The sequence below is a fragment of the Micromonospora costi genome (assembly GCF_003626655.1).
GTDB lineage: Bacteria > Actinomycetota > Actinomycetes > Mycobacteriales > Micromonosporaceae > Micromonospora > Micromonospora costi.
In genome coordinates this window covers 905,282-918,424 of sequence record NZ_RBAN01000002.1, presented here as the reverse complement: position 1 = coordinate 918,424, position 13,143 = coordinate 905,282, and the positions used below count along the sequence as shown (strand labels likewise).

The window sequence follows — 13,143 nt, the reverse complement described above, 5'->3', positions numbered from 1 at the left end:
AGACGTCGCGTGCCGGCACGTCACGGCCCGTCCTCGGCGTCGCGCGGGTGGGGGGATCGGAGCGGACGGTGGAGGTGGCCGGTGAGCTACGCGGAGGTCAACGGTCTGCGGCTCTGGTACGAGTCGCGCGGGGCGGGTCGTCCGCTGGTGCTGCTCCACGGCGCCTACGGTGCGGCCGAGACGTTCGCGCCGCTGCTGCCCGCCCTGACCGGGAGGCACCGGGTCATCCGCGTCGACCTCCAGGGTCACGGGCGCACCGCCGACGTCGACCGCCCGCTGCGCCACGAGTCGATGGCCGACGACGTGGCCGCGCTGCTGCGCCACCTCGACCTGCCCGACGCCGACCTGCTCGGCCACTCCCTGGGCGGCGGTGTGGCGCTGCGGGTCGCGATCCAGCACCCGGCGCTGGTCCGCCGGCTGGTGGTGGTCTCCGCGCCGTGCCGCCGTGGCGGCTGGTATCCGGAGGTGCTGGCGGCGATGGCCGCCCACGACGAGCGGGAGGGCGAGCGCATGCGCGGCACCCCCTCGTACGAGCTGTACGCGCGGATCGCCCCGCGCCCCGAGGACTGGCCGCGCCTCTGGGCCAGATCGGGGGAGCTGATGCGCCGCGACTACGACTGGTCCGCGGAGGTCGCCGCGCTGACCGCGCCGACCCTGCTCGTCTTCGCCGACGCCGACTCGATCCCGTCCGCGCACATGGCCGAGTTCTTCGGGCTGCTCGGCGGCGGCCACCGCGACCCCGGCGGGGACGGCAGCGCCCGCCCGGCGTCACGGCTGGCCGTGCTGCCCGGGCTCACGCACGCCGACATCGTCGGCTCGCCCGCCCTGCCCGCGGCCGTGCTGCCGTTCCTGCACCACCCGGCCGTCACGCCGGCCTGACGGATCGGTTCGGGCGCGGCAGGACCGACGGCCCGTCGGTGGGCCGGCCCGACGGGACGGCCGCCGGGCGCGCCGCACGTTCCGGCACGCCCGGCGTACGGGTCAACTGGTGAAGCCGCCGTCCACGTTGATGACAGCGCCGGTCACGTACGCCGCGTCCGGGCCGGCCAGGTGCGCGACGGTGGCCGCGATGTCGGCGGGGCGGGCGTAGCGACCCAGGGCGGTGAAACCGGCGATCGCCTGGGCGTTCGGGCCGTCGGCCGGGTTCGTGTCGGTGTCGGTCGGGCCGGGGTTGACCAGGTTGACGGTGATGCCGCGCGGGCCCAGTTCCCGGGCCAGGCCGCGGGTCAGCCCCGCCAGGGCGGTCTTGCTCATCGAGTACAGGGCGAGCCCCGGGAAGACGGCCCGTTCGCCCACGTTGCTGCCGATGCTGATGATCCGCCCGCCGTCGCCGAGGTGCCGGGCGGCGGCCTGCGCGGCGACGTACGGGCCGCGGACGTTCACCGCGATCGTCTGCTCCAGCTCGTCCGTGCCGAGTTCGTCGACCGCCCCGACCAGGAACACCGCGGCGTTGTTCACGAGGATGTCCAGCCGGCCCAGCACGATCGCCGTCCGGTCGACCGCGTGGCGGACGGCGTCCGGGTCGGCGCTGTCCGCCTGGACAGCCACGGCCCGCCGGCCCAGCGCCTGGATCTGCCGCACCACCGCCGCGGCCCGGTCCGCGCTCTGCCGGTACGTGACCGCCACGTCCGCGCCGTCCTGTGCGAGGCGCAGTGCGATGCCCGCCCCGATGCCCCGCGCACCACCGGTGACCAGGGCGACCTTTCCGTCAAGTGTCGTCGTCATGCAACGATCATGGAAGCGCGGGAACCCCTGGTCTGGCGGCGATCGGACCCCGCGTTGCCTCGCCACCGCGAGGTCCGATTCCCGCCGTCAGGGGGTCGGGGCGCCGGCCGGGTGCCGGGTCAGGCGGGACGCGCCGAGGCCGAGCAGCAGCACGACGAGCGCGAACACCAGGGCGTTCCCGGCGACGGCGGGGTAGCCGATCCGGGGCACGTCGAGGAACGGGTAGAGGTAGCGGTCGTCGGCCCGGCTGAGTCCGGCGCCGCGGACCAGGATCGCGGTGAGCCAGACCAGCGGGTACGCGAGCAGGCCGACCACGTACGCGGGAGCCAGCGCCCGCCGGGGGCGGCGGGCGAGCCAGTCGGCGGCGGCCAGCGGCGGCGCCACCGCGTGCAGCAGCAGGTTGCCCGTGTCGGAGAGCGTCCCGCGGGCGTCGGCTGTCGTCGCCATCGTGTAGCCGCTCCACGGGTTGGCCAGCACCAGCACGAACACCAGGCCGGTCACGACCAGGTAGACGGTGAGCGCGGTGCGCAGCCGGTCGCCGCCGCCGAGCAGCAGCACCGCGAGGTACGCGATGTCCACCTGGACCGTGAAGTAGAGCAGCAGCTCCAGCGGCTCGTCCCGGGCCGCGGCGAACGCCAGCGCCAACCCGACCGCGAGCACCACCACGGTGCTGCAGCGCAGGACCCGGCCGGACACGGGGCGGACGCTACCATCGGCGCATCGACGGACGCCACGACGAGCAGCTGCGCCGGGCACGCGAGGTCCTGGCCGCCGACGCCGACCGCGAGCCGGACGCCGCGCTCGCGCTCCTGGGCGACAAGCGGTTCCACTTCTCGGCCTCTGGGGCGAGCTTCCTGATGTACGGGGTGTGCGGCCGGTCGTGGATCGCCTTCGGCCAGCCGGTCGGGCCGGCCGGTGAACGGTACGACCTGCTGCGGGACTTCTGCGCGGCGGCGCGCGGGGCCGGGTGCCGCCCGGCCGTGTACCACGTCGGCGCGACGTTGCTGCCGGCGCTGCGCGGCCTCGGCCTCGCCGTGCACCCGATGGGCCGGTCGGCGACCGTGCCGCTGGCGGGCTTCACGCTGGCCGGCGCGGCCCGCGGTGCGCTGCGCCGCAACTGGCGGCGTCTGGCCCGCCGCGACGACCTCACGTTCGCCGTGGCGCCGGGGAGCGGCCTCGTGGAGGAACTGCGCCCGGTCTCGGAGGCGTGGCTGGCCGGGCGTCCGGACATGGGCTTCTCGCTCGGCGGCTTCGTGCCCGGTCACCTGGCCCGGCTCCCCGTCGCCGTGGTGCGGCAGCGGGACCGGGTCGTGGCGTTCGCCGCGCTGCTGCCCACCCCGTACCGCTGGGGCGTGGACCTCATGCGGTACCGGCCGGACGCGCCGCCCACCGTGATGGACCATCTCCTCGGCGAGGTGCTGCACGCGGCCCGTGACCGGGGGCTGCGTGACGTCGAGTTGGGCCTCGCCCCGCTGGCCGGGCTGACCGGCGCCTGCGCGCTGTGCCGGCTGGGCCGCGCGGTCCACGCGTACGGCGAGCGCTGGTACGGCTTCCGCGGGCTGCACCGGTTCAAGGCGAAGTTCGACCCGGTCTGGTCACCCCGTTACGTCGCCGCGCCGCGGGGGTGGCAGCTTCCGCTTGTGCTGGCCCAGGTGGGCCGGTTGTCGACCCGGCCGCGCCCGATGCCGACCCCGACACCGACGCGTAGATCGTGACCAGCGCGCTGAGGTAGCGCTCGCCGGTCCACGCCGCGACCCCGGCCCGCCCCTCGGCGACCACCCGTTCGCGCAGCTCGGTGTCGGTGAGCAGCCGGACGAGCAGGCCGCCGAACGCGTCCGGCGCGGCCGCGGCGAGGGGCCGGTGGGTGCCGGTGCCCGGTCGCTCCGCCAGCCCGCCGTCCACCATGGCCACCGGTAGCCCGTACGACTCGGCCTCGCCGAGCACCAGCCCCTGCGTGTCCGTGCGGGAGGCGAAGGCGAGGACGTCGGCCGTGCGGTAGTACCCGCCCACCCGGTCCCTCGGCACCGGCCGGAGCAGGTGCAGCGCGTCCGCGACGCCGTGTCGCCGGGCCGCCCGGCGCAGGCCACGCCGGCCACCCCGTACGCCGAGCAGCACCAGTCGCGCGGCCGGCAGCGTGCGCCGCACCCGGGCGAACGCCGCGAGCAGCAGTCCGGGATCCTTCTCCGCCGACGCGCGGCCCACCGCGAGCAGGACGGCAGCGTCGACGGGGATGCCGAGGCGGGCCCGCAGGCGCCGCCGGTCGTCGGCGTCGGGAGCCGGCGCGGCCACCGGCGTGGGCAGCACCGCGATCGGGGTACGCCCGGCCATCGGCGCCATCGCCGTCGCCGTCTTGCCCGACGGGGCGAGCAGCACGTCCATGTGCGCGAGCAGGCACCGGCCCAGTTCCGCGAGCCGGGCCTGCCGGGCCGGCCCGGGGCGGGCCAGCGCCCACATTGCCGGCGCGCGCCACCGCAGGCCCAGCCGCAGCCCGGCGTACGCGGCGCCGATCGGCACCTCGGGGTAGTGCGCCGCGTAGGCGATGAGGTCGGTGTGCCAGGTGAACACGACCGGCAGGCCGCGGGTGGCGGCCCACCGCAGCCCGGCGACGCCGACCGGGCCGGTGGTGTGCACGTGCACGACGTCCACCGGCGCGTCCGGCAGGCGGGGCAGCGCCAACCGGTACGGCCGGGTCGGCACCGGCACCGAGGGCAGCTCCCCGGGCCGGCGGCGTCGGAACAGCGGCCCGGGGGAGTGCAGCGTGACCTGGTGGCCGGCGGCACGCAGCAGCGCCAGGGTGGTGCCCACCGAGGTGGCCACGCCCTCGATGTTGGCGAGGTGGCTGTCGCTGACGTGCGCGATCCTCACCTCGTCATCATCGTCAGCCGTCGCTGCCCGTGCCGCCCTCCGATCGGGCGTACCGCAGGAACACCAGTCCACTGTCGAACGGCCGCGCCTCGACCAGCGTGAAGCGCCGCGGGTCGAAGTCCCGGGTGACGAGCGGGATGCCGCTGCCGGCCACGATCGGGTTCAGCTTGACGATCAGCTCGTCGACCTCGGACAGGAGGTGACCGGCGAGCTGCCCGCCACCGGCGAGCCAGATGTCCTTGCCGTCCTGCCGCTTGAGCGCGCGGACGAACGGGACCGGGTCGTCGGAGACGATCTCGACCTCCGGCTCCGCGGCCGGGGGCAACGACCGGGAGAAGACGTACTGCTGGAGGTGGGCGTAGGGGCTGGTGACGCCCATGGCGAGACCGGGCTCGTACGTGCCCCGGCCCATCACCACGGCGTCGAACCGGCCCTCCGGCCGGTCGATGCCGAACTGCGCGTGGGTGAAGGTGGGAAACGTCTGGGGGTACGTGGCCACCATGTGGGCCATGACGTCGGGCTCGGGCACGAGCGGAAAGAAGTCGAACGACCCGTCGGGCGCGGCGATGAAGCCGTCGAGGGTGCTGGCCACGTAGTACACGAGCTTGCGCAAGCGGATCTCCCTGCAATCACTACTGCTGTCGTGGTTGAACGTACAGCAGGTGTAGTGGTTTTGCTAGGGTCGGGTCATGGCACGGAACGTGGAACGGCGGGCGGCGCTCGCGGACGCGGGGCTGCGCGTGCTGGCGGCCACCGGTGCGCGGGGCCTGACCCACCGCGCGGTCGACGCGGAGGCCGGGGTACCCGTCGGCACCGCCTCCAACTACTTCCGCTCCCGCGACGCCCTGCTCGGCGCGCTCGGCGAGCGGATCATGGAGCGTTTCGCCCCGGACGAGGAGGTCCTCGCCGCGCTCGGCGCGCGCGAGCCGTCGCTGGAGCTGGTCACCGACTACGTCCGGTACGTCGTCGAGCGCACGACCCGGCAACCCGAGCTGACCCGGGCGCTGTTCGAGCTGCGGCTGGAGGCGGTGCGCCGCCCCGACCTGGCCCGGATCCTCGGCGACACGCTGCGCCGCGGCTACCGCGACGACGTGGCGTTCCACGTCGCCGCCGGGCTGCCAGGTGGCGCGTTCGAGGTGGCTCTGCTGCACTACGCCATGGACGGGCTCCTGCTCGACCTGCTGACCACCTCCGTCGACGCCGGGTTCGACGCCGACGAGGTGGTGTCCGCGTTCGTGTCCCGCCTGGTCGCGGGCGTGCGCCCGGCCCGGCCGGCCGATCCGAGAGGGGCCCCTGCCGCATGAGTGTGACGCTCACCCCGATGACCGCCGAGGAACTCGAACCGCTGCTCGGGCCGCTCCAGCGGTCGTACGCCGAGGAGCTGGTCCGGCACCGCGGCGTGTCCGCGGCCGAGGCCCTGGACCGGGCCGCGGTCCCCATCCGTGAGCTGCTGCCCGCCGGCGCGGCCACCGAGGGCGTGCTGTTGCGGACCGCCCGGGTCGACGGCGAGGCGGTCGGCTGGATCTGGGTCACCCTGCCGGGTGCGGCCGGCGCCACCGACGCGCCGCCCGGGTCCGGGCGGGCCTGGATCCACAACATCGAGGTGTACCCGGAGCACCGGGGTCGCGGGTACGCGCGGCGGATGATCCAGCTCGTGGAGGCCGAACTCGCCCGACTCGGGGTGCCCGAACTCGGACTGAACGTCTTCGGCTCGAACACGGTCGCCATCCGGCTCTACGAGAGCCTCGGCTTCCGGGTCACCGCCCAGCAGATGGCCAAGCCGGTGGCCGCTGAGCCGGCCTCCGACCCCGCCGTGGGCCCGCCCTCGGGGCCGGCCGGGGGTGCGTCCCGTGGCGGGAGCTGATCAACGGCGCAGGACTGTTCACCCGTCCACGGGGAAACCCGCGCCGACGCACCTGGGGAGGAGCGACGGATGACGCGTGGCGCCGGACTGACCATCGGCGTGCTGGGCTCGTACGGCGGCCGGAACCTCGGTGACGAGGCGATTCTCACCGGCCTCCTGACCGATCTGCGCCAGCAGGAGCCGAATGCCCGGATCATCGTCTTCTCCCGGAACCCGGAACACACCCGGGTGGCCCACCCGGACGTGGAGGCGGTCCCCTGGGAGGGGGTCAGCCGCACCGACTCGGCTCTCGTGCTGGCCCAGCTCGACCTGCTGATCCTCGGTGGCGGCGGCATCCTCTACGACAAGGAGGCGCGCCGTTACCTGCGGGTCGTCCGGGTCGCCCAGGAACGCGGCCTGCCGATCATCACGTACGCGGTGGGGGTCGGGCCGCTCAGCGAGGGCGTCGACACGGGCATGGTCCGGGAGACGCTGGCCGGCGCCGCCCAGGTGACCGTCCGGGACCAGGAGTCGCGGATGGTGCTGGAGGAGGCCGGCCTGGTCAACCCGATCACGGTGACCGCCGACCCGGCGTTCCTGCTGGAGCCCGAGGAGTTCCCCTCCGAGCTGCTGCGGGAGGAGGGCGTGCCCGCGGGCGGTCGGCTGGTCGGGATGAGCGTCCGGGAACCGGGCCGGGCCGCCGAGCGGCTCGACGTGGACGGCTACCACCGGCTGCTGGCACAGATCGGCGACTTCCTGGTGCACCGGATCGACGCGTACGTCCTCTTCGTACCGATGGAGCGGGACGACATCCGGCACTCGCACGGCGTGCTCTCCCACATGATCGCGGCCGAGCGGGGCCGGATCCTGCACGGCACGTACTCGCCCCAGCAGGTGCTCGGCCTCATGCGCCACTTCGACCTGGCCGTCGGCATGCGGCTGCACTTCCTGATCTTCGCGGCGATGGTCGGCACCCCGTTCCTTCCGCTGCCGTACGCCGGGAAGGTCTTCGACCTGGCCCAGCGGCTCGGCGTGCCGGCGCTGCGCGGCGTCGAGCGGGAGGTCGAGGGCCCGCTGCTCGCCGAGGTCGACCGGCTGTGGGACGAGCGCGAGGAGCGGGCGGCGGCCACGGCCCGCCGGGTCGCGGAGGTCTGCGACGAGGCCCGGGGCACCTCGCAGGTGACCCGGGCGGTGCTGGAGAGCCTGCGGGCCCACAGCCTGGTCCGCGCCTGACTCAGCCTGGTCCGCGACTGACCGGCCTGCGGCTCAGCCTGGTCGGCGCCTGACCGGCCCGCGGCTCAGCCTGGTCGGCGCCTGACCGGCCCGCGACTCAGCCTGGTCCGCGCCTGACCGGCCCGCGCCCGGCTCAGACGGCCGGGCCGCGCCAGCAGTACCGCCACTCGCCGTGCCGGTCGCCGGCGGACTCCAGCTCGTAGATCTGCGCCTCGACCAACCCCTGCGGGCCGAGATGGTGGTGGGTCAGCGGAGGGCGGCCGTTGCTGTCCAGCTCGACGGTGACGTGCTGCCCGTCGGCCGCACCGCCCACCAGCGGGATCTCTACGGTTGAGGCCATGGGCCCATCCTGCCTGCCGTGGCCCGGCCGCGCAGCGGATAGGGGACAGCGCCGGTGGGGTGGCGACGCTAGGGTCCGGGAATGGCGGAGATTGCGATCGACCCGACGCTCGGCCCCGTCCTGGCGCGCACCGGCGACGAACGCGCCGTGCTCGAATCCTTCCTCGACTTCCACCGCGAGGTGGTGCTGCGCAAGCTGCGCGGCCTCTCCGACGCCGACGCGGCCCGCCGGCTCGTGCCCTCGGCCACTACCGTCGCCGGCCTCGTGAAGCACCTCACGATGGTCGAGGACAACTGGTTCCCGCGGCTGCTCGCCCCGGCGCCCGGCGAGGCCTACCGCACGTCCGAGGAGGACGCGGCGGCGAGCTACGCCCTGACCGCCGACGACACCGTCGCCGCGCTCACCGCCGGCTACGAGCGGGCGTGCGCCCGGTCCCGGGAGGTCGCCGCGCGCTTCGACCTCGACCAGGTGGTGCCGCACCCGCAGCTCGGCGAGGTCTCGCTGCGCTGGATCCTCGTGCACATGATCGAGGAGACGGCCCGGCACGCCGGCCACGCCGACATCCTGCGGGAGCTGACCGACGGCAGAACGGGAGCGATCTGACCGGTCCGGCGGCCGGCGCGCCCCTGCCTCCGGCCCGGCCCCTGCCCCCGGCCCGGCCCCGCCCCGGTGATCATGAAGTTATTGCCTCAGCCACCGGCGTGTCGGGGCAATAACTTCATGATCACCGCGCGGGGCCGCGGGAGAGGCAGCGGCAGTGCGGGCGCCCGGAGCGTGCCGATCACGACCATGGCGACGACCGCAGCCGGCCGGCGCCGCCTATCCTGGGCCCGGGCGTCGACGAGGGGGAGCAGGTGCTGGTCATCCACGGGGTGTGGCTGCCCGGCGTGGTCGGTGACCCGGCGCTCGCCGTGTGGGGCGAGGACAGCACGCTGCCGGCGGAGACACCGCGCCGGCCGGGCCGGGCCCCGCGCGAGCGCCCGCACCCGTTCGCGGCCGACCACCCGGCCCTCGCCGCGGCGCTCGCCGAGGCCGCCGAGCCGACCGGGCTCGGCACCGCGCTGCTCACGCTGCCCACCCGGGCCGGCGCGCCCGTCGACTCGCCCGAACTGGTCCGGATCGCCGTCGCGGCCGCGGCCGGCGGCCGGGTCACCCTCGCCGGTTGGCGGGTGCCCGTCCTCCGGTACGCCCCGGCCGCCGCGCTGACGCTGCTGCGGGCCCTGGACGAGCTTCCGACGGTGCCCGGCGCCACCCTGCGGCACCTCGCCGAACTGGCCGACCTCGCCGCCGACCTGGTGGCCCGCGGCCGGGTCCTGCCCGGCGTCACCGACGTACCGCCCCCACCGGTCGACGTGGCCGACCCACCCGCCGTGGCCGCTCGCGGCGCCGTCGCGTCGCCCACCGCGGCCGGCGCGGCGGCCCCGGGGACCGGCGCGTCGTCCCCCGCGGGCGGGTCGTCGCATCGAACGTCCGGTCGCGACGACGGCGTCGTGGCCCGGGCCGTGTGGCGGCCGCTGCTCACCGGCACGGACGCCGGCTGGGCCCGCTCGCTCGCCCTCGCGCTGCCGCCGGCCGCCCGGGCCGCCGACCCGGAGAGCGCTCCGGGCGCGCTGGTCGCCGACGCCCTGGACGCGCTCACTGACGCCGCGGCCCGGGCCGCCCTCGCCGAGACCGCGCTCGCGCGCGGGGTGCGTCCGGGCGGCGCGCTGCCGGCCTGGCTGAGCGCGCTCGCCGGGCCGCACCCGGACTTCACGGCCGACCCGGCGGCGCTCGCCACTCTCCGTACCGAGCTGGACGACTGGCAGCGCGACGCGGCCGGCGGGGCCGTACGGGCGAGCTTCCGGCTCGTCGAGCCGCCCGCCGACCTGATCACCGAACCCGTCCTGGTGACCGCCCCGACCTCCGACCCCCGCGATCTTGCAGTTTCTGCCCCGGCATCCCGGACAAACGACGCAAGTCAAGGGCCGAAAGTGCAAGATCGCGGGGAAACTGCGCGGGGCTTCGAGGGAGTCTGGCGGGTGGAGTTTGGGCTTCAGGCTGCGGACGAGCCGAGCCTGCACGTGGACGCCGGACAGGTCTGGCGGGATCCGGGAGCGCTGTCCGCCCTCGCGGGCCGGGCCGGAAGCCCGCAGGAGACGCTGCTGGCCGAGCTGGGCCGGGCCAGCCGCCTCTGGCCCGACCTCGACCCGGCGCTGCGCACCGCGGCTCCCGAGGCGCTGGAGCTGGACGTCGAGGGCGCCCACCGGTTCCTGCGCGAGGGCGCGCCGGTGCTGCACGCGGCCGGGTTCGGCGTGCTGCTGCCGTCGTGGTGGCGGCGGCCGTCGTCCCGCCTCGGCGCCCGCTTGCGGGCGCGGGGCCGGACCGCGCCGGGCACCGTGGCCGGCGCCACGGGCGGCGTGGGGCTGGACGCCCTCGTGGACTACCGCTGGGAGGTGGCCCTCGGCGACCAGCCGCTCACCACCGACGAGCTGGCGGCGCTGGCCGCCCTCAAGAGCCCCCTGGTGCGGCTGCGGGGCCGCTGGGTCGAGCTGGACCCGAAGCGGCTCGCCGCCGGCCTGCGGCTGCTCCGGTCGTCCGGCGAGCTGACCGTCGCCGACCTGCTGCGGCTCGGCCTCACCGCCGGCGACGACGACGCGGCGCTGCCGGTGCTGGAGGTCACCGCCGACGGGGCGCTCGGTGACCTGCTCGCGGGCGCGGTGGAGCGGCGGCTCACCCCACTCGACCCGCCACCGGCGTTCCGCGGCACGCTGCGCCCGTACCAGCGCCGCGGGCTGGCCTGGCTGGCGTTTCTCCAGTCGCTCGGCCTCGGTGGCGTGCTCGCCGACGACATGGGGCTCGGCAAGACCGTGCAGCTCCTCGCCCTGCTCGCCGGTGACCCGCCGGAGGCCGGGCCGACCCTGCTCGTCTGCCCGATGTCGCTGGTCGGCAACTGGCAGCGGGAGGCAGCGCGGTTCACGCCCGAGCTGCGCGTACACGTGCACCACGGCGCCGAGCGGGCGCGGGGCGAGGCGTTCGCCGAGGCCGTGCACGGCGCGGACCTGGTCCTCACCACCTACTCGGTGGCGGCCCGGGACGCGGTGGCGCTGGCCGGCATCGACTGGCACCGCGTGGTGGTGGACGAGGCGCAGGCCATCAAGAACGCCTCGACCCGGCAGGCGGAGGCGGTCCGGGCGCTGCCGGCCCGGCAGCGGGTGGCCGTGACCGGCACGCCCGTCGAGAACCGGCTCGCCGACCTCTGGTCGATCATGCAGTTCGCCAACCCGGGGCTGCTCGGGCCGGCGGCGACGTTCAAGAAACGGTACGCCGAGCCGATCGAGCGCCACGGCGACGCCGAGGCGGCCGAGCGGCTGCGCCGCGTCACCGGCCCGTTCGTGCTGCGCCGGCTCAAGACCGACTCCTCGATCATCTCGGACCTGCCCGAGAAGCTGGAGATGGAGGTGGTCTGCAACCTCACGGCCGAGCAGGCCTCGCTCTACCGCGCGGTGGTCGACGACATGCTCGCGAAGATCGAGTCCAGTGAGGGCATCGAGCGGCGCGGGCTGGTGCTCGCCACCATGACCCGGCTCAAGCAGGTCTGCAACCACCCCGCCCAGCTGCTGCGGGACGGCTCGGCGCTCGACGGCCGCTCGGGCAAGCTGGCGCGGCTGGAGGAGATCCTGGAGGAGGTGCTCGCGGCGGGGGAGAAGGCGCTGCTGTTCACCCAGTACGCCGAGTTCGGAGGGATGCTGCGCGGCCACCTCTCCGCCCGCTTCGGCCGGGAGGTGCTGTTCCTGCACGGCGGGGTCGGCAAGGCCGAGCGGGACGCCATGGTCACCCGGTTCCAGTCCGCCGACGGCCCGGCGATCTTCGTGCTGTCGCTCAAGGCCGGCGGCACCGGGCTCACCCTCACCGCCGCGAACCACGTGGTGCACGTCGACCGGTGGTGGAACCCGGCGGTCGAGGACCAGGCCACCGACCGGGCGTTCCGGATCGGTCAGCGCCGCCGGGTGCAGGTACGCAAGTTCGTCTGCGCGGGCACGGTCGAGGAGAAGGTGGCCGCCCTCATCGCGGACAAGCGCAGTCTCGCGGCCCGCGTGGTGGGCACCGGCGAGCAGTGGGTCACCGAGCTGTCGACCGCGCAGCTGCGCGAGCTGTTCGCGCTGGAAGCCGGGGCGGTGGTCGAGTGAGCGAGTCCGGAAGGGCGGGCGGGGCGGCGAACGGCCGCTTCGCCGACTACGGCCGTCCACGGCGGGTGGACGGTGGGCTGAAGGCCCGCAGCACCCGGGGCGCGATCGGGCGGTCCTGGTGGTCGCGGCGCTTCCTCGAGGTGCTGGAGTCGTTCGCCCTCGGCACCCGGCTCACCCGGGGCCGGTCGTACGCGCGGGCCGGCCAGGTGGTACGCCTCGACATCGCACCGGGCGCGGTGAGCGCCGTCGTGCAGGGCTCCCGGCCGCGACCGTACGACGTCCACATCGGGCTGTCCGCGTTCCCGCCCGAGTTCTGGGAGCGGATCGAGGCGGACCTGGCCGCCCAGGCGTTCTTCAGCGCCCGGCTGCTCGCCGGAGACCTACCGGCCGAGCTGGAGGAGCTGTTCGTGGCGGCGGGCGCGCCGCTGTTCCCGGCCGGCGTCGACGAGCTGACCCAGAGGTGCAGCTGCCCCGACTTCGCGGTGCCCTGCAAGCACCTGGCGGCCACGTTCTACCTGCTGGCCGAGGCGTTCGACGCCGACCCGTTCGCGCTGCTGCAGTGGCGTGGACGCGGCCGGGCCGAGCTGCTCGACCGGCTCCGGACGCTGCGGGCCGCGGCCACCGGCGCCGCGACGCCGGCACCGTCCGACCAGGACGGAGCGATCACCCCGGACACCCCGGAGGCTCCGCCGGCCGGTGCCCTCCGGGCGCTGGGCACCCTGCCGCCGGCGCCCCTGGCCGAGGCGGTGGACCGGTTCTGGCGGCCTCCGGTGCCGTTGCCCGACCGGCCGCCCAGCCTGGCCACCATGCCGGACCTGCTGCTGCGGCAGCTCGGCCCGCCGGCTCCCGCCATCGGCGGGCCCGGGCTGCTGGAACGGCTGCGGCGGGCGTACCGCGCCTTCGGCGGGTGACCCCCGCCCGACCGGCCGCGCCGAGGCGGCCGTGCCCACTGGAGAGCCGACGCCCGGCCG

The 13,143-nt window shown here is 75.7% G+C and carries 11 protein-coding genes and 3 pseudogenes; 9 read left to right on the top strand and 5 right to left on the bottom strand.

The window, feature by feature from the left end:
* Positions 1–81 precede the first annotated feature (81 nt).
* Positions 82–879, top strand: a complete 798-nt coding sequence (locus D7193_RS14925; RefSeq protein ID WP_120780066.1) for an alpha/beta fold hydrolase — start codon at positions 82–84, stop codon at positions 877–879.
* Positions 880–981: 102 nt separating this feature from the next.
* On the opposite strand, the gene D7193_RS14920 is transcribed toward D7193_RS14925, so the two are convergent.
* Both D7193_RS14920 and D7193_RS14915 read right to left on the bottom strand, forming a co-directional pair.
* Positions 982–1,725, bottom strand: coding sequence for an SDR family oxidoreductase (locus tag D7193_RS14920; RefSeq protein WP_120780065.1), 744 nt, complete (start codon positions 1,723–1,725; stop codon positions 982–984).
* Positions 1,726–1,812: 87 nt separating this feature from the next.
* Positions 1,813–2,421, bottom strand: coding sequence for a Pr6Pr family membrane protein (locus tag D7193_RS14915; protein ID WP_120780064.1), 609 nt, complete (start codon positions 2,419–2,421; stop codon positions 1,813–1,815).
* A gap of 23 nt (positions 2,422–2,444) precedes the next feature.
* Between D7193_RS14915 and D7193_RS34250 the strand changes: the two are divergent.
* Positions 2,445–3,278, top strand: a pseudogene (locus tag D7193_RS34250) (phosphatidylglycerol lysyltransferase domain-containing protein); the annotation flags it as partial.
* A 16-nt stretch (positions 3,279–3,294) separates the two neighbouring features.
* Here D7193_RS34250 and D7193_RS14905 read toward each other — a convergent pair.
* Positions 3,295–4,590 (bottom strand): glycosyltransferase, encoded by a 1,296-nt coding sequence (locus D7193_RS14905; protein ID WP_158674809.1) that lies wholly within the window; start codon positions 4,588–4,590, stop codon positions 3,295–3,297.
* A gap of 13 nt (positions 4,591–4,603) precedes the next feature.
* Positions 4,604–5,203, bottom strand: coding sequence for a dihydrofolate reductase family protein (locus D7193_RS14900; RefSeq protein ID WP_120780061.1), 600 nt, complete (start codon positions 5,201–5,203; stop codon positions 4,604–4,606).
* 76 nt (positions 5,204–5,279) lie between these two features.
* Here D7193_RS14900 and D7193_RS14895 point away from each other — a divergent pair, with 76 nt between their 5' ends.
* The 3 genes from D7193_RS14895 (at position 5,280) to D7193_RS14885 (ending at position 7,666) form a co-directional block, all read left to right on the top strand.
* Positions 5,280–5,894 carry a TetR/AcrR family transcriptional regulator gene (locus D7193_RS14895; protein WP_120780060.1) on the top strand — a complete coding sequence of 205 codons (615 nt, stop codon included), beginning with the start codon at positions 5,280–5,282 and terminating at the stop codon, positions 5,892–5,894.
* On the top strand, positions 5,891–6,454 hold the full coding sequence (locus D7193_RS14890) for a GNAT family N-acetyltransferase (RefSeq protein ID WP_120780059.1): 564 nt from the start codon (positions 5,891–5,893) through the stop codon (positions 6,452–6,454). Before D7193_RS14895 ends, D7193_RS14890 begins: the two co-directional genes overlap by 4 nt.
* 69 nt (positions 6,455–6,523) lie before the next feature.
* Positions 6,524–7,666, top strand: a complete 1,143-nt coding sequence (locus D7193_RS14885; protein WP_120780058.1) for a polysaccharide pyruvyl transferase family protein — start codon at positions 6,524–6,526, stop codon at positions 7,664–7,666.
* Positions 7,667–7,799: 133 nt separating this feature from the next.
* On the opposite strand, the gene D7193_RS14880 is transcribed toward D7193_RS14885, so the two are convergent.
* Positions 7,800–8,006, bottom strand: coding sequence for a hypothetical protein (locus D7193_RS14880; RefSeq protein ID WP_120780057.1), 207 nt, complete (start codon positions 8,004–8,006; stop codon positions 7,800–7,802).
* An 81-nt stretch (positions 8,007–8,087) separates the two neighbouring features.
* Between D7193_RS14880 and D7193_RS14875 the strand changes: the two genes are divergently transcribed.
* The 4 genes and pseudogenes from D7193_RS14875 to D7193_RS14865 all read left to right on the top strand — a co-directional run bounded on the left by D7193_RS14875 (position 8,088) and on the right by D7193_RS14865 (position 13,083).
* Positions 8,088–8,609: a DinB family protein gene (locus D7193_RS14875; RefSeq protein ID WP_120780056.1), complete on the top strand. Its 522-nt coding sequence runs from the start codon at positions 8,088–8,090 to the stop codon at positions 8,607–8,609.
* Between the two features lie 251 nt (positions 8,610–8,860).
* Positions 8,861–9,872: pseudogene (locus D7193_RS34870) on the top strand (ATP-dependent helicase); the annotation flags it as partial.
* A 140-nt stretch (positions 9,873–10,012) separates the two neighbouring features.
* Positions 10,013–12,172, top strand: a pseudogene (locus D7193_RS14870) (DEAD/DEAH box helicase); the annotation flags it as partial.
* Entirely contained in the window at positions 12,169–13,083 is a 915-nt protein-coding gene (locus D7193_RS14865) for an SWIM zinc finger family protein (protein WP_120780054.1), read from the top strand. The pseudogene D7193_RS14870 and the gene D7193_RS14865, both read left to right, overlap by 4 nt.
* Positions 13,084–13,143: the final 60 nt, after the last annotated feature.

Excerpts from the sequence above, each read along its gene's own strand:
- D7193_RS14920 (WP_120780065.1), bottom strand. The coding sequence starts at position 1,725 with ATGACGACGACACTTGACGGAAAGGTCGCCCTGGTCACCGGTGGTGCG.
- D7193_RS14895 (WP_120780060.1), top strand. The coding sequence starts at position 5,280 with ATGGCACGGAACGTGGAACGGCGGGCGGCGCTCGCGGACGCGGGGCTG.
- D7193_RS14890 (WP_120780059.1), top strand. The coding sequence starts at position 5,891 with ATGAGTGTGACGCTCACCCCGATGACCGCCGAGGAACTCGAACCGCTG.
- D7193_RS14885 (WP_120780058.1), top strand. The coding sequence starts at position 6,524 with ATGACGCGTGGCGCCGGACTGACCATCGGCGTGCTGGGCTCGTACGGC.
- D7193_RS14880 (WP_120780057.1), bottom strand. The coding sequence starts at position 8,006 with ATGGCCTCAACCGTAGAGATCCCGCTGGTGGGCGGTGCGGCCGACGGG.
- D7193_RS14875 (WP_120780056.1), top strand. The coding sequence starts at position 8,088 with ATGGCGGAGATTGCGATCGACCCGACGCTCGGCCCCGTCCTGGCGCGC.